Here is a 19,902-nt window from a genome sequence, read left to right on the forward strand (position 1 = left end):
TCGTGGGGTGCGCGTGTACGTGTACGTGAGCGTGTACGTGGGAGGTTCGCTCGGGCAGCGTGCACAGGACGTGCGTCACGCAGGACGTGCGCCGCGCCGGACGTGCGTCACACAGGACGTGCGCCGCGCCGGACGTGCGTCACACAGGACGTCCGCCGCGCCGGACGTGCGTCACGCCGGACGTGACCTCAGGACGCGGGTCGCCCACCGGTGCGGTGGTACTCGGCCCTCACCTGACCAGCGGTGGCGGCCCGGTCCAGGAACAGCAGGTCGTCCATGCGGCAGTTGCAGGGGTTGGCCTCGCGGGTGTTCTGAGGGAAGCTTCCACCGATCTTGATGCCGCGCGGGTCGGTCGGCGAGGCGACGTCGGGTTCCGGCTCCCCGGCGAGAGCCCACGGGTCGTCGTCGCGTACGTAACTGCCGGGCAGTGCACGGCCGTTGCGGTACAGCACCATCGCGCCCGTGTCGAAGTCGAAGGTCGCGGCGAGGTGGACCCACTGGCCGTCCGGCAGATGCGTACGCCAGTCGCCGTCCGCGGCGAAGGTCTGGGACGCGGAGCCGTCCACGCGGCGTCCGAGTGCGACGAGGCGCAACTCGCCGTTCACGTCGATGAGTTCGAGGAGGGCCCGCACGTCGTGCCCGTTCGAGTCCCCGGTCAGGACGCCCGCGAGACCGATGGCGTTGTAGCGGTCGGAGGGGTCGGCCGAACCCGAATTCGGGCTCGGGTTCTGCCCGGTGGTACGGAACCAGCCCATCACCGTGGCCTGGCGCGCCCCGTTGAACGCGTGCAGCGAGGCCGCACCGTCCGGGTCGTACACCCCGGCCTTCCAGTCGTCGTTGCCCGCCGCGTCCGGATTCACCTGCCGGGTCTGCAGGACATGGCCGCGCCGCGGATCGGCGTCGTCGCGCACGCGCATCGCCGCGCCGCCGTTGACGAGCGACAGAGGGGTGCCGGACGTCCCCACGTCGCGTTCACGCCCGGCGTCCGTGGGATCCGGATGCTCGAAGTCGTAGCCGGCGACCAGGCTTCCGCGGATGCCGGCCAGGGCGGCTGCGGACGGGTCGTCCGACGCGGACGCGCCGCCGGCCGGCGTGACGAGTGCGGCGGTGAGCAGCGCGGCCCCGGCCGCCACCGCGACGGGCCATGACCTTGAACGTACGGATCTGCGTCGGCGGGACGGCGCGGCGGTGCCAGACGTCATGTCTCCTCCAGAGAGCACGCGTTGAAAGCGCTTCCTACTGCGTCGCTGCAACGTACAAACATCAGGCGGAGGCGACAAGAGTGCAGACAACGTTGGCAGACAACGATGTCGCGGCAGGCGTCGCGTGGGAGGCATCGCCGCACCCCGGTGGGCGGGCAGTGCGCGGCGGCGCGGTGGTCCCAGCGGACGGCCACCTCGCGTGGAGCAGCCCCTGAGCGTGCGACTCGCTGCCCAGGACGCCTCTAGTGCAGAACGCCCGTCAGCACCCGGTCCGGTGTGAGCGGGAGTTCGCGCAGTCGTACGCCGGTCGCGTGGTGCACGGCGTTACCGATGGCGGCGGCCGTTCCGACGATGCCGATCTCGCCGATGCCCTTGCTGCCCATGGGGTTGAGGTGCGGGTCGTCCTCGTCGATCCAGTGCGCCTCGATCGCGGGCACGTCGGCGTTGGCCGGTACGTGGTAGCCGGCGAGGTCGCGTTCCACGAAGTCGCCGAAGGCCGGGTCCAGCGTGCTGCCCTCGGTGAGGGCCATGCCCAGGCCCATCGTCATCCCGCCGATGAACTGGCTGCGTGCGGTAAGGGAGTTGAGGATGCGGCCCGCCGCGTAGACGCCGAGCAGACGGCGCACGCGGACCTCGCCGGTCACCGTGTCGACACCGACCTCGGCGAAGTGTGCGCCGAAGGAGTGCCGCGCGAAGTCGCTTTCGGCGTCGGCGCGGCCCGCCGTGTCGGCCGTGGCGTCGATCCCCTCCGGTGGGAGCGGCCGGCCCTTGCGGTCGGCCAGGTCCGCCGCCAGTCGCGTACAGGCGTCGTGTACGGCCCAGCCCCAGGAGGCCGTGCCGGAGGAGCCGCCCGCGAGTGAGGCGTTGGGGAGGTCGCTGTTGCCGATGTCGGTGCGTACGCGGTCCACCGGGACGCCGAGCGCGTCGGCGGCGACCTGGGCGAGGACGGTGCGCGCGCCGGTCCCGATGTCGGTGGCGTTGATCCGGACGACGTAGCTGCCGTCCGGTGCGGCGTGTGCGCTCGCGCGCGACGGTGCCACGATGACGGGATACGTCGCCGCGGCCACGCCGGAGCCGATCAGGACGGAGCCCTCGGCGCGCGAGCGGGGGCGCGGTTCGCGTGCGGCCCAGTCGAAGCGGCGGGCTCCCTCGCGCAGGCATTCGGCGAGGTGGCGGCTGCTGAAGGGGCGGGAGCTGTCGGGTTCGCTCTGGGTGTCGTTGCGCAGCCGCAGTTCGATGGGGTCGATGCCGAGCGTTTCCGCGAGTTCGTCCATCGCCGACTCCAGGGCGTACATGCCGGGGGCCTCCCCCGGTGCCCGCATCCAGGACGGGCTCGGCACGTCGAGCGGGAGCACCCGGTGGGTGGTGCGGGCGGCCTGCGAGGCGTACATGACGCGGGTGGCGGCGGCCGCCGTCTCGACGAACTCCTTGATGCGGGAGGTGTGCGAGGTCACCTCGTGGATCACGGAGGTGAGTGTGCCGTCGGCCTCCGCCGCGAGCCTGACCCGCTGCACGGTCGGCGACCGGTGGCCGACGACGGCCGCCAACTGCCCGCGGGGCAGTACGAGTTTGACCGGCCGGCCGGTCTCGCGGGAGGCCATCGCGGCGAGCACCACGTGCGGCCGTGGTGTGCCCTTGGCGCCGAAGCCGCCGCCGACGTGTTCGGAGACGACCGTCACCTGGTCCTTCGGCAGCTCGAACAGGGCGGCCAGGACGTTGCGGACCGTGGTGGCGCCCTGGCTGGAGTCGTGCACGGTGAGCCGGCCGTCCTGCCAGGAGGCGGTCGCCGCGTGCGGTTCCATCGGGTGGTTGTGCAGCGGCGGCACCCGGTAGGTGACATCGACCCGGGCGGACGCGCGGGCGTACGCGGCGTCGGCGTCGCCGCGTGTGTGCTCGCCCGAGGTGCCGTCGGAGTCCTCGGGAACGTAGGCGTCGGAGCTGTCGGCGCTCAGGGTGACGTCGTGGGGTTCCTCGGCGTAGGTGACACGGACGGCCGCGGCGCCTTCGCGGGCCGTCTCCAGGGTGTCGGCGACGACGAGGGCGATGTACCAGCCGCGGTGCGGAACCCGCGCGTCCTGGAGCACGGCGAGCGTCGCGTCGTCCGGTTCGGCCAGCCGCGGTGCGTTGCGGTGGGTGAGGACGGTGACCACGCCGGGCACTGCGAGCGCCGCCGTGTCGTCGACGGCGGTGACCTCGCCCCGTGCCACGAGGGCGGGCACCGGCCAGGCGTAGGCACACCCCTCAGGTGTGTGTTCGGCCGCGTAACGGGCCGCCCCGGTCACCTTGGCCGGGCCTTCCCTGCGCGCGGCAGGTGACCCGAGAGCGCTGGTGGTGTCCGGCATGGTTCTTCTCCCTGGAGAGCGGGGGTGAAAGCGGATGTGGTGTGGGGCGGCCGTGTCAGGAAGCGGAGTGGCGGGTCGGCGGTGTCAGGAACCGGCGGGCGGCGCCGGGCGGGTTCTGACACCGGAACCGGCGGGCGGCGTCAGGCGGCGCAGCATGTCGCACGCGAGGTTGCGGGCGAGGCGCACCTTGAACGCGTTGTCGCGCAACGGCTCGGCGGCCGCGAGCTCCGCGTCGACGGCCCGCTCGAAGGCCTCGTCGCCCGGCGCCTCGCCCGTCAGTGCCTGCTCGGCGCGCAGAGCCCGCCAGGGCCGGTGGGCGAGGCCGCCGAACGCGATCCGTACGTCGCGCACCACGGCGTCCTCGATCCTCAGGGCGACGGCCACCGAGGCGAGCGCGAAGGCGTACGAGGCGCGGTCGCGGGCCTTGCGGTAGGCGGAGGGCAGCCCGGCGGTGGCGGCCGGGAGCAGGACGCCGGTGATGAGTTCACCCGGCGTGATCTCGGTGTCCAGGTCCGGCCGGTCACCGGGCAGCCGGTGGAACTCGGCCGCGGGCAGCGTGCGCCGGCCCGCCGCGCCGTGCAGCTCCACCCGGGCGTCGAGCGCGGCGAGGGCGACCGCCATGTCGGAGGGGTGGGTCGCGATGCACTGCGGCGAGTGCCCCAGGACCGCGTGGTCGCGGTGGACGCCGTCGCGCGCGCCGCAGCCGGTGCCGGGCTCGCGTTTGTTGCACGGTTTGGCCAGGTCCTGGAAGTAGGGGCAACGGGTGCGCTGCAGCAGGTTGCCGCCCGTCGTGGCGACGTTGCGCAGCTGGCCCGAGGCCCCCGCGAGCAGGGCCTGTGACAGCACGGGGTAGCGGGTGCGCACCAGTGGGTGGGCGGCGAGGTCGCTGTTGCGGACGGTCGCCCCGACGCGCACGGATCCGTCGGCGAGCTCCTCGACCGTGTGCAGCGGCAGCCCGCTCACGTCGACCAGCGTTCCGGGCGTCTCCACCCCCAGTTTCATCAGGTCGACGAGGTTGGTGCCGCCGCCCAGGTAGCGGGAGCCCGGGCGCCCCGCGTGGGCCGCGGTCGCCTCGTCGACGCTGTGGACTCGTACGTACCGGAAGGGCTTCATCGGGTCACGTCCTCGACGGCCTCGACGATGTGTGGATAGGCGCCACAACGGCACAGATTGCCACTGAGCCGCTCGCGGATCTCGTCCTTGCTCAGCTCGACGGGTGCGCCCGGGGCGGCGTCCGGGTCCGTCACGTGCGAGGGGTGGCCCGCCGCTGCTTCGGCGATGGCACCGACGGCCGAGCAGAGCTGTCCGGGTGTGCAGTAGCCGCACTGGAAGGCGTCGCGGGCGAGGAAGGCGCGCTGGAGCGGGTGCAGGTCGGCGTCGGCGCGCTCGGCCTCGACATCACCGTCATCGTCGGCGTGCAGGCCTTCGACGGTGGTGATGTCGCGTCCCTCGTGGGCCACGGCCAGCAGCAGGCAGCTGTTGGCGCGGCGCCCGTCGACGAGAACGGTGCAGGCGCCGCACTGACCGTGGTCGCACCCCTTCTTCGGCCCGGTGAGGCCCAGCTGCTCGCGCAGGGCGTCCAGCAGTGTGCTGCGGTGGTCGACCGTGAGGTCGCGGCGCTTGCCGTTCACGGTGAGTGGCACTGCCGAGTGGAAGGCATCGGTTGCCATGGGCGCTCTGCTCCCTCGTCCGACGTCCGAAGCGTGTGGGTCTGCCGTCCGACCCCGCGTATCCAGACTGGGCCAGGGCACGCACTCCGGCACGCGGAGGGCGCGCCGCGCGAGGGGCAGCGCCACCCGCTCAATGGAGTTTTCGGCAGGCGCAGAGCCCGGCCACCGCTTTCACGACGCCCCCCCCTGGGCACCGCTTTCACGACACCCCCTGGCCCATGTATGCGGTCACTTCGTCCACGGATACGTTGCCGCCACAGACCACCAGTCCGAGCCGCGTACCTTCGCCGGTCTTGGCCAGGACGCGGCGGGCCGCGGGCACCAGGCACCCCGCCGCGGGTTCGGCCCACACCTTGGCGTGCTCGGCCAGCTCCCGCACGCCGGCGAAGGCCTGCGCCTCAGGTACGACGAGCACTTCGTCGACCAGCTCGCGCACCATGGCGTAGGTCAGCGGGGACACGCTGGGGGCGCCGAGCGTGGGGATGCGCGAGTCGACGGCGACCGGCACAGGACCGCCATGGGCCAGCGCCTGCGACATCGCATCGGCACCAGTGGTCTCCACACTCCATACGCGTACGCCCGGTCGCTTTGCCCGCAGCGCCGCCGCTACGCCGGCGATCAATCCGCCGCCCCCGATGGAGACCACCACGTCCGTCAACTCACCCGCGTCCGCGGCGAGTTCAAGCCCCACCGTCCCCTGGCCCGCGATCACCACCGGGTCGGCGAACGGGTGCAACGGCGTGAGCCCGGTTGCCTGGAGCCGCTCCATGAGGGCGAAGGCGTCGTCGACGGTGGGGGTCAGTTGAACATCCGCACCGGCGGCACGGGCGATCTCCACGGAGCGTGGCCGGGCGCTGCGCGGCATCACGACTGTGGCGCGCACCCCCAGGACGGCGGACATCTCCGCCACGGCCACACCGTGGTTGCCACCGGATACCGCGACCACACCGGCCGCGCGCTCGTCGCCGGTCAGCGTGAGCAACTTCGAGACGACACCGCGTGCCTTGAACGACCCGGTGCGCTGCAGCAGTTCCAGCTTCACCGTGACCGGTGCACCGAGCAGTGTGCTCAGCCCCGGACTGGTCACCGTGGGAGTGCGGACCACGTGACCGGCGATCCTGTCCGCTGCGGCTTCCAGCTCCTCGATACCGATCATCGTGCGCTCCTCACCGTTGTGTCCGGGGCTCCTTACGACGTGTTGAGTCACTGGTGGAACCTCCAGCGGCCCTCAGAAACGACATCCACCTTGCCGTCCCTGACGCGAACGGCCGTGTCGTCGTCGATGAAGTAGATCGGGAAGTCCGCCCGCTCGACGATGCGATCAGCCCAGGCGTCGTCCCGCTCGGGGAAGTTCGGCGAGTACAGGTGGGGTTTGAGATACCAGTCGAAGAGGCCGAACGGCGGCTCCACGGTCGTCGCGCCGAGCACGTGGAGGTCCTTGGTGTCCCCGATGACGTCGGCGGAGTGTCCGGTGAGATGACGGCTGAAGACCATTGACCCGGCGCTGACCCCCACATAGACCCGGTCCTCCAGCGCTTCAAGGAAGGTGTCGGCCAGATCGTTGCCGGTGATGCTGCGCGCGAGGTGGTAGTGGTTGCCGCCCTCGACGTAGATGACGTCGGCGTGGAGCAGCCGGTCGAGCACCACCTGCCGGGGCAGGCCGTTCAGCTCCAGGACGTCGAACTCCCGCCAGCCGAGGCCATGCAGGCGGTTCAGGTCCTCGATGAACCACCCGTGGTCCCCGGGCTCGGCGACCGATGCCGTGGGAACGAACACGACGTTCGCCGAACCGAACGGTTTACCCAGCATGTCCCGCAGCGCACCCCGAAGTGTCTCGTTGCGCAGGCCACTCGCCGTCAACAAAAAGTCCATCGCGCGAGCCAAGCACGGCTGCCGGGCGCGCGCAACGAACCCGGGAGCCCTGGCGTCACTTGCCGCTGTAGACGGGGAACGCGCTGTGCTCGCCGTAGTCCACGTTGCGCAGGCCGCGCAGGGCGTCCATGTCGTCGCCGGAGATCTCGAAGTCGACCTCGGCGTTGGAGCGCATGTGTGCGGGGTTCGCCGTCTTGGGCAGCGACACCGTGCCCAGTTGCAGGGTGTAGCGGATGCACAGCTGCGGGACGGACACGCCGTACTTCTCGGCCATCGCCTCGACCTCGGCGTTCCGCAGGATCGCGCCGTGTGCGATCGGCGAGTACGCCTCGACGAGGATCTGCTTGGACTCGCAGTACTCCAGGAGCTCCGAGGGGGTGTTGCCGGCGTGGACGAGCAGTTGGTTCACATGCGGTACGACGGTCGCGCCCCGCAGGATGTTCTCCAGGTCCTGCTGCTGGAAGTTGGACACCCCGATGGAGCGGATCTTGCCGGCCTTGTGCGCCTCTTCGAGCGCGCGCCATGCCTCGCGGTTGCCGTCGGCGTAGTCGCCGCCGCGGAAGTCGTCCCACGGCTGCGGGCTGTGGATGAGCATCAGGTCGATGTACTCCAGCCCGAGCTTCTTCAGCGATTCGTCGATCGCTTCGACCGCCTGGGCGTAGTCCTTGATCTCCGCGGCGAGTTTGGTCGAGACGAACAGTTCGTCTCGGGGCACCGTGGCGGTGCGCACGCCCTCGCCGACGCCGCGCTCGTTGCCGTAGGCCTGGGCGGTGTCAATGTTGCGGTAGCCGATCTCCACGGCCGCGCGGACCGCCTCGGCCGCCTTGTCGTCGTCGATGAACCAGGTACCGAGTCCCAGCTTGGGGATCTCGACGCCGTTGGACAGCTTGTAGGTCTCGTTCAGGATGGTCATGCGGTCGCTCCGTTCCTCGGCAGCTCGCCGTACACCTCGTCGGTGACGGGCTCGAGCCATTCGTTGCTCACGCCCTCGCCCGGCGTGATGAAGGCGACGTGGGAGAACCACGAGTCGGCCTTCGCGCCGTGCCAGTGCTTCGTGCCCGCCGGGACGCGGACCACCGTTCCCGGCTCCATGCCGATGGGGTCCGCGCCCTCGGCCTGGTACCAGCCGCTGCCCGCCGTGCACAGCAGGATCTGGTCACCGCCGCCGCCCGTGCCGTGGTGGATGTGCCAGTTGTTGCGGCAGCCCGGCTCGAAGGAGACGTTGCTGACGGGAACGCTTCCCGGGGCGAGCGGCGCCAGGTAGCTCTGGCCGATGAAGTACTGGGCGAAGGCGTCGTTCTTCTCGCCGAGCGGGAAGATCTGGTCGAATTCGTTGACGGTCATGTCGTTCTTTCTTTCCGTTGCGGGACGTCGCTGTTTCGGCGCGTCCCGCCTAGCGATTGACGTAGGCCATGTGCTGGGCGTTGTAGCGGTCGCCGCTGACACCGACGCGCTGGGCGAGGCCGTCGAGGTCGGCCACCTCGTCCGCGGACAGCGCGAGGGCCGTCGCGGCGTTGTTCTCCCGGATGCGTGCCGTGCGGCGGGTGCCGGGGATCGGCACGATCCACGGCTGCTGCGCGAGCAGCCAGGCCAGCGCGATCTGGCCCGGCGTCGCGCCCTTCGCCTCGGCGAGCTGCCGTACATGGGCGACGAGAGCCTGGTTCGCAGCCAGGTTCTCCGCCTTGAAGCGCGGGACCCGGTGGCGGATGTCCCCGTCGGTGAAGACGGTGGACGTGTCGACGGCTCCGGTGAGGAAGCCCTTGCCGAGAGGGCTGAACGGTACGAACCCGATGCCGAGCTCGGCGAGCGTGGGCAGCACCTCGGCCTCGGGGTCCCGCGTCCAGAGCGAGTACTCGCTCTGGACCGCCGTCACGGGATGCACGGCGTGTGCGGCGCGGATGGTGGCGGCCGAGGCCTCGGAGAGCCCGAAGTGCCTGACCTTCCCCTCCGCGATCAGCTCGCCGACCGTCCCGGCGACGTCCTCGATCGGCACGTCGGGATCGACGCGGTGCTGGTAGAAGAGGTCGATCGTGTCGGTGCGGAGCCGCTTCAGGGACTCCGTCGCGACGCGGCGGATCTGCTCGGGCCGACTGTCGAGGCCGACGCTCCTGCCGTCCTGGATGTCCCAGCCGAACTTGGTGGCGATCACGACCTGGTCGCGGATCGGCTCCAGCGCCTCGCCGACCAGCTCCTCATTCACGTAGGGCCCGTAGACCTCGGCGGTGTCGAAGAAGGTCACGCCCTCGTCGACCGCCGAGCGCAGCACCGTGATCATGTCGTCGCGGCTGCCGGGGTTCGGACCGTAGCTCTGGGACATGCCCATCGCGCCGAGCCCGATCGCGGAGACGTTCAGGCCTTGTCCGAGTGTTCTGGTGTGCATGGTCAGCCTTCCTGGGTCGGGGTCGGGTGCCCGCCGCGCGTCGGACCCGCGGCAGGCGTCGCGGCGAGGTTCGCGAGCAGTTGCAGGCGCTCCTGGCTGGGCGAGCCGGGCTCCGCGGTGTAGATGAGCAAGGAGAGTCCGGGCTCGGCGGTCAGCTCCAGTCCCTCGTACGTCAAGGTGAGGTCGCCGACCTCGTGGTGGTGGAACTCCTTGGTGCCCGATCCGTGGCGGCGCACATTGTGTGCTCCCCACCGGGTGCGGAATGCGTCGCTGCACGTGGACAGCTCGCCGATCAGATCGTGCAGCTGCTTGTCCCGGGGGTCCCGGCCGGCTTCGGTGCGCAGAATCGACACGGTGATGTCCGCGGCCGCCTCCCAGTGCGGGTAGAACGCCTTGGCCCGTTCGTCGAGGAAGCAGTAGCGCGCCAGGTTCCCCTGGCCGGGGCCGTCGAGCACCTCGTCGTAGAAGGCGCGCCCGAGGGCGTTGGTGGCGAGGACGTCCATCCGGCCGTTGCGCACGAACGCGGGCCCGAAGGCGATCGCGTCCAGCGCACGGATCAGGCTGTCCCTGGGCACCCACTTCTTCGACCTGCGCCTGCGCACGGGCCGGGCCGCGCCATTGGCCGCCCGGGCGAGGTCGAAGAGGTGCTCGCGCTCGGCCTCATCCAGCTGGAGCGCTCGGACGAGCGACTCCAGGACGGCGTCGGAGACACCGGCCAGCTGGCCCCGCTCGATCTTCGCGTAGTACTCCGGGCTCACATCCGCGAGCATCGCCACCTCGCCGCGGCGCAGGCCCGTCACCCTCCGGTGCCCGGAGACCGGCAGCCCCGCCTCCTCGGGAGTGAGGTTCGCTCGTCGGGACATGAGGAACTCCCGTGCTTCGTTCCTGGCGTCCATGCCTTCCACGCTAAAGCGCGCGGCCGCTGTGAGGGATGCCCTGTCAGTACGCCCCTCACTGGGGACTCCCTCGCTCGGCATGTGCGGCGATGTCATGGGCGTCGCACCGTCGAGGAACGATCGACGGACGTCGACGCAGGTAGGGAGAGATCATGACTGAGAACACGAGCACCGCCGGGGCCGGCTGGACCGGTGGGAAGAACGCCTTCGGTGACTTCGCCCCGGGAATGGTCCATTACACCGACCGGGTCCTCTTCGACGAGGTCTGGGAGCGCGAGGGGCTGTCCAAGCGCGACCGCAGCCTCGTCACCGTTGCCGCGCTGACCGCGCTCGGGAAGATGGACCAGCTGCAGTTCCACCTCGGCTTCGCCCGCCAGAACGGTGTCACCGACGAGGAGCTGAAGGAGGCCCTGCTGCACTTGGCGTTCTACTCCGGCTGGCCCAACGGCATGGGAGCGACGAGCGTGCTGAAGGGCATCGTCGAGCAGCAGGACTGAGCGCACACAGGCCTCAACGAATGCTCAGCGCCAGACAGAAGTCGACGCGGTCGCGCAAGGTGGCCAGGCTGTGCCCTGTGAGCTCCTCCACCCGTCGCAGGCGGTAGCGCAACGTGTTGACGTGGACGTGGAGTTGCTCGGCGCAGCGCTGCCAGGATCCGGACGCGTCGAGGAACGCGGTGAGCGTGGCCACGAGGTCGCTGCCGTGGTCGGCGTCGTAGCGTTCGACGACCCCGATCAGCCGGTCGCGGTAGAAGCGGCGTACGTCGTCGGGGACGGCCGCGAGCAGGAGTTGGTAGGAGGAGAGGGCGCCGCTGTCGGCGGTGCGGACGGTGCCGGTGCCGAGGGCGGCGACCCGGAGCGCGTTGCGGCCCTCCTCCAGGGAACGGCGCAGACCGGCCGCGCCGGTGGTCGGCCCACCCGTCCCGATGGCCGCACGGCCGTCGGCCAGCAGCGGGGCGAGCCGTTGCGCGGCGTCGGCCGTGTCGTGGTCGTCGGCCGGTACGAACATGAGGTAGGCACCGTCCTCGACGGGAATCGGGACCGAACAGCCGGGGTGCCGATCGGCGACGTCCTCCAGGACGGTGGCAGCGAGTTCGGCGCCGTACGGGCTGCCGGTGGTGCTCACGTACACGGCGCTCAAGGGGGCTTCCAGCGCGAGCCCGAGGCTCGTGAGGCGGTCGGCGGCCGCCTCCTCCCGGCCGTCGGTGAGCAGGTCGACGGCCTCGCGCAGGAAACGTGCCTCGATGCGGCGGCGTTCCTGCGTGGCGGCGCCGTCGAGCGCGAGCAGCGCGCACACCTCCCACGCGGCGTCGGCCACGCCAGGCGCCCAGTCGCGGTAGTCGCCCGAGGCGGCGAGGTACCCGGCGGGCGGGCGGTGCGCGGCGGGTGACTGGACGGGAAACAGGGTGAGTTCGCCCTGTCCGGGGACGGATCGTACGGCGGGGAAGCCGCCCGCGCCGAGCGCGTCGTGATGGGCGCGGGCGAGTTGCCGCTCGCTCATCGAGGGGACACCGCCCGCCCGCGGCGCGCCGGTCGCGGAGAGCACCGCGCACCACACACCCGTGGCTCGCGCGAACACATCGATGAGTCCTTCGGCCCCCTCCCCCGCGGCCATGCTCGCGACCAGGCCGCGGTGCAGGTTCGCGGACGGCGCTCGGCGGTGGCCGCCGCCGAGCGCCGCGAGCACGGTCTCGGTGAGCGCGGCGAACGACACATCGTCGTCGACGGTGAGCAGGGTCAGGCCGTGCCGGGCGCAGGCGTCGGCCAACGGCCCGGGCAGCGCGCCGACATCCGCGGTTCCCGCGACGAGCGCGGCGACCTTGGCCCCGGACAGGGCGGCGACGAACACATCGGCGTCACGCGGCTCCTGGTACCAGGTCGTGCTGGTCAGGACGAGTTCACCGCCGTCGAGGTAGCGTCCCGGGTCCGGCAGGTCGGTGGTGTAGACGCCCCGGACACGCGGGCTCTCGGCGCGGGGCTCCACGACGGGCCGCAGCCCGAGCCTCGACATGGCGAGCAGTTCGGCGAGCTGCACCGGTCGGCCTCCTCGACGCGGCCCACGTACGGGGCCGGCAGCTCGTGTTACGGGGATGCACACCGGCGTGCACGGGGTTTGGAGCATAGTACGGGGCCGTCGCGCGAAAGCGGCCGCGCGTCTGGAGAGATGTGCAATCCCGCTCGGGCGGCGCCGCCGGTTCACTGAGGGACGCAACGAGCCGCATGCCCACCCGCACCTCCCCCGCTCCCGTACTCCCCCGCCCCGTATTGGTGAGGAGCCATCATGCGCGCCGACCCCGAACGTCCCTCGGCCATCGAACGCCTGGGAGCCCAACCCGTCCCGCTCACGCGTCGGCACGGCCGCCCCTGGTCGCTGTTCACGCTGTGGTTCGGCGCGAACGTGCAGTTCGCGACGCTCAGCGTGGGCGCCCTTTCGACGTCCGTGTTCGGTCTCGACCTGCTGCCCGCCGTCCTGGCGATCCTCACGGGCACCCTGCTCAGCTCTGCCCTGGTCGGCCTGTTCTCCACCCGCGGGCCGCTCACCGGGGTGCTGCAACTCGTCCAGTCGCGCGGCCCGTTCGGGCGGCTCGGGAATCTGCCGTCCGCGGCGTTCACCGTCGTCAACGGCGTCGGCTGGTGTGTGGTCGACTCGTTGCTCGGCATCTACATCCTGCGGGACCTGACCGGCATGGGCTTCGCCCCGGCCCTCGCCCTGATGGCACTGGCCCAGCTGGGCATCGCGGTCGTCGGCTACCGGCTGATCCACACCGTGGAGCGGGTCCTCGCGGTGGTCCTCGTGGTGGTGTTCGCGGTGATGTCGGCGTACGGCTTCGGAGCAGCGCGGGCGTCGGCACCCGTCGATCCGGCCGACGGCTCAACTTCCGCGTTCCTGCTGGTCGTCGCCGTCACCGCAGCCCGCGTGCTCGGCTGGTCCGCGTACGCGTCCGACTACAGCCGCTATCTGCCGCAGCAGAGCCGGCCGCGCCGGGTGTTCCTCGCGGCGGGCGGTGGCTGCGCGGTCGCCGGGGTGTGGATCGGATCGCTCGGCGCCGCACTCGGCACGGCGGGCGCGCTCGACGACCCGAGTGCGATGGTCAGTGGCCTGCTGCCGCACGCGCTCGGCACGGTGGTGCTGTTGTGCCTGCTGCTTTCCACGCTCGCCTCCACGGTCATCGACCTGTACTCGGGTGCGATGGCGGCGCTCGTCGCCGGGTTCACCATTCCCCGCTGGGTGTCGGTGCTCGTCGTCGGCGGCCTCGGCACCGGGCTCGCCTGGTACGCGGGGCACGGCGACTTCGCGACGCAGCTCAACGACTTCCTGCTGATGACGGGTTACTGGCTGGCGCCGTGGGGCGCGGTGATGATCGTCGCGTACTGGGGGCGGGGTCGGCGCGCGGTCGCGGACCTGTACGACCCCGGGCACCGCTTCGGCCGGGGCCTGCCCTGCGTGCTGCTCGCGATCGCCACCGAGCTGCCGTTCATGAACCAGTCCCTGTACACGGGGCCGTTGGCCGGGGCGCATCCGGCGCTCGGCTCGTTCGGCCTGTTCGTCGGGTTCGCGGTGGCGGGGGCCGCCTACACCGTGCTGTGCCCACGCCCCCATACGTCCGAACTGCCCGCCACGTACGAGAAGTTGAGGAGCCAGGCATGACCATCACGACCGCATCCACCGCACAGGACGAGCTGTTCCTGCGTGCGGCGATCGCCCGGGCGGCGCAGGCCCGCGACGCCGGCAACCACCCCTTCGGCGCGCTGCTCGTCCTGGACGGGGAGCAGGTTCTGGAGGCCGGCAACACCGTTGTCACCGAACGGGACGCCACCGGCCACGCCGAGACCAACCTGGTGCGCCTCGCCACCAGCGCGTACGACCGCGGCGCGCTGGCCCGCGCGACGCTCTACACCTCCACGGAGCCGTGCGCGATGTGCACCGGAGCCGTCTACTGGAGCGGCATCGGCCGCGTCGCCTACGCCCTCGGCGAGGACGAACTCCTCGCCCTGACCGGCGCGAACCCCGAGAACCCGACGATGGCCCTGCCCTGCCGGGACGTCCTGGCCCGCGGCCAGCGCGCGGTCGAGGTGCTCGGCCCGTGCCTGCGCGAGGAGGCGTCCGCCGTCCACGCCGGATTCTGGAACTGAGCCCGCAGCCACTGGACTTGACCCCGCCGCCTCCCGCATCGGCCTTGAGGAGCAGCACACCATGTCGCCCCACCGCACACTCATCCACAACGGCATCGTCATCCCCTGCGACGGCACGAGGGCCGTCCTGGACCCCGGTTCCGTCCTCCTGGAAGGCGACCGCATCGTCGCCGTCGACCGCCCGGAGGCGTTCGACACCACCGACGCCCAGGTGATCGACGCCACCGGTCACGCCGTCATCCCCGGACTGCACAACACCCACCTGCACTCGGGCCTGTTGCGCGGCACCGCCGAGTCCAAGTCGCTGTGGGACTGGCTGCGCGACTACGTGGACCCGGCCCACAAGGCGCTCACCCCCGAGATCGCCGGGGCGGCGTCGCTGCTGTGCTACACGGAGTCGCTGCGGGCGGGCACCACGTCCGTGATGGACATGTGGCGTCACATGGAGGGCTCGGCGCACGCCGCCGAACAGGTCGGCATCCGCGCGACGCTCGTCCCCTACGTCGCCGACCTGCCCGGCTACGACTACTTCGAGACCCTGGAGACCAACCGCCGGCTACTGGAGACCTACCGCACGTACGCACGCGGCCGGGTCCGCTCGTGGGTCGGCCTCGAGCACCTCTTCTACTGCGGCGAGGACGCCTTCCGGACGGCCGCGGCCCTGGCCGAGGAGTTCGACACCGGCTTGCACACCCACTCCTCCGAGACGACGTGGGAAGTCGAGGAGTCGCTGCGGCAGTTCGGCCGCCGCCCCATCGAAGAGTTCCACCACCGCGGCATCCTCGGACCGCGCACCGTGGTCGCCCACTGCGTGTGGCTCGACGACCACGAACTCGACCTGCTCGCCGGGACGGGCACGAGCGTCGCCCACTGCCCGTGCTCCAACATGAAGCTGTCGTCGGGCCCGGCCCGCGTCGCCGACATGCGTGAGCGGGGCATCGCCGTCGGCATCGGCAGCGACGGCGAGAAGGAGAACAACAACCTCGACCTGTTGGAGGAGATGAAGTTCGCCTCCCTGCTGCAGAAGGTCACCTCCCTCGACCCGACGACCGGCGACCCGTGGGACATCCTGGACATGGCCACTCGGGACGGCGCCCGCGCCCTGGGCCTGGACGGCGTCACGGGCTCGCTGGAGGCAGGCAAGCGGGCCGACGTGGTGACCGTCGACCTGCGCCGCCTCCACACCACCCCCCTTCTCCACGGCGCCGACTTCAACGCCGTCCCCCACCTGGTGTTCTCCGCCTCCGCCGCCGACGTCGACCAGGTGTGGGTCGACGGTGAACTGCTCGTGGACGGCGGGACGGTGCGCTCCGTCGACACGGAGAAGGTGCGTCTGGAGGCTCAGGCCGCGGCCGAGGACCTGTTCCGGCGCCGGGCGGCTCTCACGAGGGGCCCGTGAGGTGACATGCCGGGCGCGCGCCGACAAGCCGCACCCCGGCCCCGAAGCGCTACGCATACGCACAGCGGATCAACGACGCGGCGCAGCAGGGCCGTCGCCCGGTCCAACTTCTCGCGTGCGCCTACGCATTGGGGAGCACGAGGCCTCGTAGACGGGGGGGGCGATCACGAGGCCGTCGGCGGCGGCCAGTTGGGCCGCCGCCGCGACCAGCCGGGGGTGGCCGGCGTCCCCGTGCAGCAGGGCCTCAACGGCGCGTGAGCTCAGCGCTTCTGCGGGGAGCGCGTACCGCGGCCGAAGAACAGCGAGGCCGCGAACGCCACAAGGCCGATGATGCCCGCGAGGATGAACGCCGCACTCAGACCACTCGCGTCGGGCGCGGCGGACGCGGCGTCGGACGCCAGGGACGCCACCGTGACGAAGACCGCCGTACCGCAGGCACCCGCAACCTGCTGCATCGTCGCGAGGATCGCACTGCCGTGGGAGTGCAGGTGGTCCGGCAGCGCGCTCAGGGACGCCGTCATCAACGGGGTCATCATCATGCCGAGCCCGCCCATCAGCAGCAGGTGGATGCCGATGACCGCCACCAGCGAGGAGTCCGGGCCGAGCAGCGAGAACAACCACAGCGAGGCCGCCAGCGCGGCCGCACCCGGGATCACCAGCGGCCGGGCGCCGACGCGGTCGTAGAGCCGGCCCACGGGGCGGCCGAGGACGCCGAGGAGCAGACCGCCGGGGAGGACGGCGAGGCCGCTGACGAACGTGGTCGTCCCCATGACCGTCTGGAGGTAGAGCGGCAGCAGGATCGCGGCCGCACCCAGCATGCACATGAACAGCAGCGCGGACAGCAACAGGGCCACGGAGAAGGTGGGGTTCGCCAGCGGGCGCAGGTCCAACAGGGCGCGGTCCCTGCGTTGCAGGCGCAGTTGGCGCAGGACGAACACGGTGAGGGACAGGAGGCCGGCGACGATCGGCATCCACGGCGCGACGGGGTGCTCCCCGCCTCCGGACTCACCGATGGAGGCGAGGCCGTAGAGGACGCCGCCGAAGCCGACGGCGGAGAGCACCACCGACAGCACGTCCAGCGGCACCTTCCGCGTCTCACTGTCAAGGCGCAGCCATATCGCGCCGATCACCAGAGCCGCCAGTGCCAGCGGCAGGACGATCCAGAACATCCAGCGCCAGCTCAACGAGGACAGCACCGCGCCGCCCACCGTCGGGCCGATGGCCGGGGCGACCGCGATGACGATCGTGATGGTGCCCATCATCGCCCCGCGGCGCTCCGCGGGGACCAGGCGCATCACCGTCGTCATCAGCATCGGGATCATGACGGCGGTGCCGAAGGCCTGCACCACGCGCCCGGTGAGCAGCACGCCGAAGCCGGGCGCGAGGGCGCTGATCAGGGTGCCGGTGCTGAACGCCGTCAGCGAGGCCAGGAAGATCCGGCGCGCGGAGAAACGCTCGAGAAGGAAGCCGGTGATCGGGATGACCACGGCCATCGTCAGCAGGAAGCCACTGGTCAGCCACTGCACGGTCGTCGTGGAGACCTTCAGGTCGACGGTGAGGTCGCGCAGGGCGACGCTCAGGATCGTCTCGTTGAGGATCATCACGAACGCGGAGGCCACAAGGACCGCGATCAGGACGCCTGCGCGCGCCGAAGTCCCGTCCGCGGGCGGGGCGGCCGTACTGCCGCCGTCGCCGGGCGCGTCCACGCTCTCGACGTTTGTTGGCTGGCTCATGTGGGGGTGTACCTCGCAAGAGTCGGTCGAAGTCATGGGCCGGGCCGTACACGGCGGGCCAGGTACTTGGCACACACGAACGGACCGGGCCACTCAGGGCGCTCACCGCAGGGCAGGGGAACGGCGCATACACGCAGTACGCACTCAACCCTCAACGCCCCGCCGTAGCACGGCATTCCGGGTATGACGGCCATCACAACAGATCACGGCGGCGGCAGGTGGACGTGGGCCTATCGCTGCGGGAAGTCGACACCGGCGGCGCGCAGCCGCGCCTCGACCAGCGCGTTCAGCCGGGCCATGGAGGGTGCGTCGTCCTCCCGGTGATGGTTGACCAGTGCGTACCGGGCCGCGTCGTCGGACCGGTCCCGGAGTCCGGTCCCCGCCGCCAGCAGCGCGCGGTCGGTCAGCACCTTCTCGGCCAGCGCGGACGCCAGCTCGTCGAGCCGCGGGTCGTCGGGCGGCCAGGAACTCGCGTCCCAGGCACGCTTGGTCAGCTCCACGTGCCCGGGATCGTCCAGGAGGTGCTCGAGCCGGGTCAGGAAGGTGTCGAACATCTCCGGAACCACCGCACGGGTCAGTACCAGTGCCTCTCGCTGCGTGGCCACGTACTCGGCTTTGAGGCCGAGTTCGGCCATACGGCCAAGGACCGCGCAGGCCCGGTCGGGCAGCAGGGCCCTGTCCCCGTGGGCGATCCGGTGCAGCGTGTCGCGGCGCGCGACCAGGTCCTCGATCTGCTCGGTGAGCCGGCGGTGAACGTCGTCCACGGCGGCGGCGAACCGCTCGGTGCCCGCGTCGAGCAGTTCGCCGGCCTCGGCGAGCGGCACTCCGGCCCCGGCCAGGGTCCGGGCCTGGACCAGCCGGAGCAGTTCGGCCGAGCCGTAACGCCGGTAGCCCGACGTGTCCCGCTCCGGCTCGGCGACAAGACCCAGCCGGTGATAGTGGCGCACGGTCTTGATCGTGACGCCGGCGTAGGCCGCCGCCTGACCGATGGTGAGCCCACCCTTGGCACGCATCCGCTCCAACTCCCCCCGAGAAGACTTGACCTTGACCTTAGGGCAGGGACCAGGCTCGCCGTACTGCCACTTCGCGCAGCCGTACTTCCACTTCGGGTACCACTCCGCACAAGGAGACGACCATGAGCCAGTCCCCGCACACCACAGCCAACTCCCCTGCCGGGGCGGACCGTCCGCAACTGCGCGGCGTCCTCCAGGAGATCGTCGATTCCGGAATCACCGGAATCCAGCTGCGGGTGCACGACGAGCGGGGCGCCTGGACCGCCACCGCCGGCGTGGCCGAACTGGGCCGCGGCGCCGAGCCTCCGACGAACGGGCACGTACGTATCGGCAGCAACACCAAGACGTTCACCGCGACGCTGGTGCTGCAACTGGTGGCCGAGGGCAAGGTCGACCTTGACGCGCCGGCCGTCGACCACCTCCCCGAGTTCGACCTCGACCGCCGGATCACGGTGCGCATGCTGCTGCAGCACACCAGCGGGGTGTTCAACCACACCGGCGAGTTCTCCGAGGACGGGACCGTGGCACCCGGAATCCCCTCGACCATCGCGGGCAAGGAATGGGTGGACAAGCGGTTCCACACGTACCGCCCACAGGACCTGGCCCGGCTGTCGCTGTCGAAGCCGCCGCGGTTCGAGCCGGGGGCGGGCTGGAGCTACTCCAACACCAACTACGTGCTGGCCAGGCTGCTGGTCGAGAACGTCACCGGCCTCCCCTGCGCCGAGGTGACACAGGAGCGGATCCTGAGGCCGCTCGGTCTGACGGGCACGGTGGTGCCGGGCGCCTCGCAGGACATCCCCGAACCGTACGCCCACGCCTACTACCGGTACGAGGACGCCGGCCGTACGCACACGGTCGACGTCAGCCGCCAGAACCCGTCCTGGGTCGACGCCGGCGGCGACATGATCTCCACCGCCCAGGACCTGCACACCTTCATCTCCGCGCTGGCCCGCGGCGAGTTGCTGCCCGCACCGCTCCTTGCCGAGATGAGCAAGCCGCACCCCGAGAGCGGCTTCGGACTCGGCCTGCGCGTCCAACAAGCCGGCCCCGACGGCGCCGACACCCTCCTGTTCCACAACGGCGGCCACAGCGGCCACGCGGCCCTGATGTACAGCACGGCCGACGGCAGCAGGACCCTGACCGCCGCGCTCAACTATGTGGACGATGCCGAAATGACCCTGGCGGGACCCTTCATGAAGGCGCAGGAAAGTCTCGTCGAGGCGGTGTTCGGCAGCTGAGCCCGCGTGGGAGGCCTGGTGGGG

The 19,902-nt window shown here is 71.2% G+C and carries 18 protein-coding genes; 5 read left to right on the forward strand and 13 right to left on the reverse strand.

The window, feature by feature from the left end; all coding sequences use genetic code 11:
• Positions 1 to 188: 188 nt before the first annotated feature.
• The 10 genes from ACIRHA_RS31615 to ACIRHA_RS31660 all read right to left on the reverse strand — a co-directional run bounded on the left by ACIRHA_RS31615 (position 189) and on the right by ACIRHA_RS31660 (position 10,362).
• Positions 189 to 1,202: a hypothetical protein gene (locus tag ACIRHA_RS31615; protein WP_403852978.1), complete on the reverse strand. Its 1,014-nt coding sequence runs from the start codon at positions 1,200 to 1,202 to the stop codon at positions 189 to 191.
• 242 nt (positions 1,203 to 1,444) lie between these two features.
• Positions 1,445 to 3,544 (reverse strand): xanthine dehydrogenase family protein molybdopterin-binding subunit, encoded by a 2,100-nt coding sequence (locus tag ACIRHA_RS31620; protein WP_403852980.1) that lies wholly within the window; start codon positions 3,542 to 3,544, stop codon positions 1,445 to 1,447.
• 84 nt (positions 3,545 to 3,628) lie between these two features.
• On the reverse strand, positions 3,629 to 4,657 hold the full coding sequence (locus ACIRHA_RS31625) for an FAD binding domain-containing protein (RefSeq protein ID WP_403852982.1): 1,029 nt from the start codon (positions 4,655 to 4,657) through the stop codon (positions 3,629 to 3,631).
• On the reverse strand, positions 4,654 to 5,214 hold the full coding sequence (locus ACIRHA_RS31630; RefSeq protein ID WP_403852984.1) for a 2Fe-2S iron-sulfur cluster-binding protein: 561 nt from the start codon (positions 5,212 to 5,214) through the stop codon (positions 4,654 to 4,656). Before ACIRHA_RS31630 ends, ACIRHA_RS31625 begins: the two co-directional genes overlap by 4 nt.
• A gap of 199 nt (positions 5,215 to 5,413) precedes the next feature.
• A complete protein-coding gene (locus ACIRHA_RS31635; RefSeq protein WP_403852986.1) occupies positions 5,414 to 6,370 on the reverse strand; it encodes a threonine/serine dehydratase in 957 nt (318 codons plus the stop codon).
• Positions 6,371 to 6,417: 47 nt separating this feature from the next.
• Positions 6,418 to 7,086 (reverse strand): Type 1 glutamine amidotransferase-like domain-containing protein, encoded by a 669-nt coding sequence (locus ACIRHA_RS31640; protein WP_403852988.1) that lies wholly within the window; start codon positions 7,084 to 7,086, stop codon positions 6,418 to 6,420.
• 55 nt (positions 7,087 to 7,141) lie between these two features.
• The gene (locus ACIRHA_RS31645) at positions 7,142 to 7,999 is read right to left on the reverse strand and encodes an aldo/keto reductase (protein WP_403852990.1); all 858 of its coding nucleotides are present in this window, start codon (positions 7,997 to 7,999) and stop codon (positions 7,142 to 7,144) included.
• On the reverse strand, positions 7,996 to 8,430 hold the full coding sequence (locus ACIRHA_RS31650) for a cupin domain-containing protein (RefSeq protein ID WP_403852992.1): 435 nt from the start codon (positions 8,428 to 8,430) through the stop codon (positions 7,996 to 7,998). The genes ACIRHA_RS31645 and ACIRHA_RS31650 overlap by 4 nt, the downstream gene beginning before the upstream one ends.
• A 49-nt stretch (positions 8,431 to 8,479) precedes the next feature.
• Positions 8,480 to 9,466 (reverse strand): aldo/keto reductase, encoded by a 987-nt coding sequence (locus ACIRHA_RS31655; RefSeq protein WP_403852994.1) that lies wholly within the window; start codon positions 9,464 to 9,466, stop codon positions 8,480 to 8,482.
• A 2-nt stretch (positions 9,467 to 9,468) separates the two neighbouring features.
• Positions 9,469 to 10,362: a helix-turn-helix transcriptional regulator gene (locus ACIRHA_RS31660; protein WP_403852996.1), complete on the reverse strand. Its 894-nt coding sequence runs from the start codon at positions 10,360 to 10,362 to the stop codon at positions 9,469 to 9,471.
• Positions 10,363 to 10,514: 152 nt separating this feature from the next.
• Here ACIRHA_RS31660 and ACIRHA_RS31665 point away from each other — a divergent pair, with 152 nt between their 5' ends.
• Complete coding sequence (locus ACIRHA_RS31665; protein WP_403852998.1) at positions 10,515 to 10,859, forward strand: carboxymuconolactone decarboxylase family protein; 345 nt, start codon at positions 10,515 to 10,517, stop codon at positions 10,857 to 10,859.
• Between the two features lie 13 nt (positions 10,860 to 10,872).
• Here ACIRHA_RS31665 and ACIRHA_RS31670 read toward each other — a convergent pair whose 3' ends face one another.
• Positions 10,873 to 12,396, reverse strand: a complete 1,524-nt coding sequence (locus ACIRHA_RS31670) for a PucR family transcriptional regulator (protein WP_403853000.1) — start codon at positions 12,394 to 12,396, stop codon at positions 10,873 to 10,875.
• Between the two features lie 246 nt (positions 12,397 to 12,642).
• On the opposite strand from ACIRHA_RS31670, the gene ACIRHA_RS31675 reads away from it, so the two are divergent.
• From ACIRHA_RS31675 to ACIRHA_RS31685, 3 genes are all read left to right on the forward strand, one after another.
• Complete coding sequence (locus tag ACIRHA_RS31675) at positions 12,643 to 14,010, forward strand: purine-cytosine permease family protein (RefSeq protein ID WP_403853002.1); 1,368 nt, start codon at positions 12,643 to 12,645, stop codon at positions 14,008 to 14,010.
• Positions 14,007 to 14,495, forward strand: a complete 489-nt coding sequence (locus ACIRHA_RS31680) for a nucleoside deaminase (RefSeq protein WP_403853003.1) — start codon at positions 14,007 to 14,009, stop codon at positions 14,493 to 14,495. Before ACIRHA_RS31675 ends, ACIRHA_RS31680 begins: the two co-directional genes overlap by 4 nt.
• 61 nt (positions 14,496 to 14,556) lie before the next feature.
• Positions 14,557 to 15,894, forward strand: a complete 1,338-nt coding sequence (locus ACIRHA_RS31685; RefSeq protein ID WP_403853005.1) for an amidohydrolase family protein — start codon at positions 14,557 to 14,559, stop codon at positions 15,892 to 15,894.
• A 260-nt stretch (positions 15,895 to 16,154) separates the two neighbouring features.
• On the opposite strand, the gene ACIRHA_RS31690 is transcribed toward ACIRHA_RS31685, so the two are convergent.
• Positions 16,155 to 17,627 (reverse strand): DHA2 family efflux MFS transporter permease subunit, encoded by a 1,473-nt coding sequence (locus ACIRHA_RS31690; protein ID WP_403853007.1) that lies wholly within the window; start codon positions 17,625 to 17,627, stop codon positions 16,155 to 16,157.
• 230 nt (positions 17,628 to 17,857) lie between these two features.
• Positions 17,858 to 18,640, reverse strand: coding sequence for a MerR family transcriptional regulator (locus ACIRHA_RS31695; RefSeq protein WP_403853009.1), 783 nt, complete (start codon positions 18,638 to 18,640; stop codon positions 17,858 to 17,860).
• Positions 18,641 to 18,762: 122 nt separating this feature from the next.
• Between ACIRHA_RS31695 and ACIRHA_RS31700 the strand changes: the two genes are divergently transcribed.
• The gene (locus ACIRHA_RS31700; RefSeq protein ID WP_403853011.1) at positions 18,763 to 19,878 is read left to right on the forward strand and encodes a serine hydrolase domain-containing protein; all 1,116 of its coding nucleotides are present in this window, start codon (positions 18,763 to 18,765) and stop codon (positions 19,876 to 19,878) included.
• Positions 19,879 to 19,902 lie beyond the last annotated feature (24 nt).

Source organism: Streptomyces sp. NPDC102360, assembly GCF_044766085.1.
In the GTDB taxonomy this organism is placed as follows: Bacteria; Actinomycetota; Actinomycetes; order Streptomycetales; family Streptomycetaceae; genus Streptomyces.

What these genes read in the sequence shown, in the direction of transcription:
- ACIRHA_RS31665 (WP_403852998.1), top strand. Translation starts at nt 10,515, where the DNA reads ATGACTGAGAACACGAGCACCGCCGGGGCCGGCTGGACCGGTGGGAAG.
- ACIRHA_RS31615 (WP_403852978.1), bottom strand. Translation starts at nt 1,202, where the DNA reads ATGACGTCTGGCACCGCCGCGCCGTCCCGCCGACGCAGATCCGTACGT.
- ACIRHA_RS31625 (WP_403852982.1), bottom strand. Translation starts at nt 4,657, where the DNA reads ATGAAGCCCTTCCGGTACGTACGAGTCCACAGCGTCGACGAGGCGACC.
- ACIRHA_RS31685 (WP_403853005.1), top strand. Translation starts at nt 14,557, where the DNA reads ATGTCGCCCCACCGCACACTCATCCACAACGGCATCGTCATCCCCTGC.
- ACIRHA_RS31640 (WP_403852988.1), bottom strand. Translation starts at nt 7,086, where the DNA reads ATGGACTTTTTGTTGACGGCGAGTGGCCTGCGCAACGAGACACTTCGG.
- ACIRHA_RS31635 (WP_403852986.1), bottom strand. Translation starts at nt 6,370, where the DNA reads ATGATCGGTATCGAGGAGCTGGAAGCCGCAGCGGACAGGATCGCCGGT.
- ACIRHA_RS31645 (WP_403852990.1), bottom strand. Translation starts at nt 7,999, where the DNA reads ATGACCATCCTGAACGAGACCTACAAGCTGTCCAACGGCGTCGAGATC.
- ACIRHA_RS31660 (WP_403852996.1), bottom strand. Translation starts at nt 10,362, where the DNA reads ATGGACGCCAGGAACGAAGCACGGGAGTTCCTCATGTCCCGACGAGCG.
- ACIRHA_RS31700 (WP_403853011.1), top strand. Translation starts at nt 18,763, where the DNA reads ATGAGCCAGTCCCCGCACACCACAGCCAACTCCCCTGCCGGGGCGGAC.
- ACIRHA_RS31650 (WP_403852992.1), bottom strand. Translation starts at nt 8,430, where the DNA reads ATGACCGTCAACGAATTCGACCAGATCTTCCCGCTCGGCGAGAAGAAC.
- ACIRHA_RS31690 (WP_403853007.1), bottom strand. Translation starts at nt 17,627, where the DNA reads ATGAGCCAGCCAACAAACGTCGAGAGCGTGGACGCGCCCGGCGACGGC.
- ACIRHA_RS31680 (WP_403853003.1), top strand. Translation starts at nt 14,007, where the DNA reads ATGACCATCACGACCGCATCCACCGCACAGGACGAGCTGTTCCTGCGT.
- ACIRHA_RS31620 (WP_403852980.1), bottom strand. Translation starts at nt 3,544, where the DNA reads ATGCCGGACACCACCAGCGCTCTCGGGTCACCTGCCGCGCGCAGGGAA.
- ACIRHA_RS31695 (WP_403853009.1), bottom strand. Translation starts at nt 18,640, where the DNA reads ATGCGTGCCAAGGGTGGGCTCACCATCGGTCAGGCGGCGGCCTACGCC.
- ACIRHA_RS31655 (WP_403852994.1), bottom strand. Translation starts at nt 9,466, where the DNA reads ATGCACACCAGAACACTCGGACAAGGCCTGAACGTCTCCGCGATCGGG.
- ACIRHA_RS31675 (WP_403853002.1), top strand. Translation starts at nt 12,643, where the DNA reads ATGCGCGCCGACCCCGAACGTCCCTCGGCCATCGAACGCCTGGGAGCC.
- ACIRHA_RS31630 (WP_403852984.1), bottom strand. Translation starts at nt 5,214, where the DNA reads ATGGCAACCGATGCCTTCCACTCGGCAGTGCCACTCACCGTGAACGGC.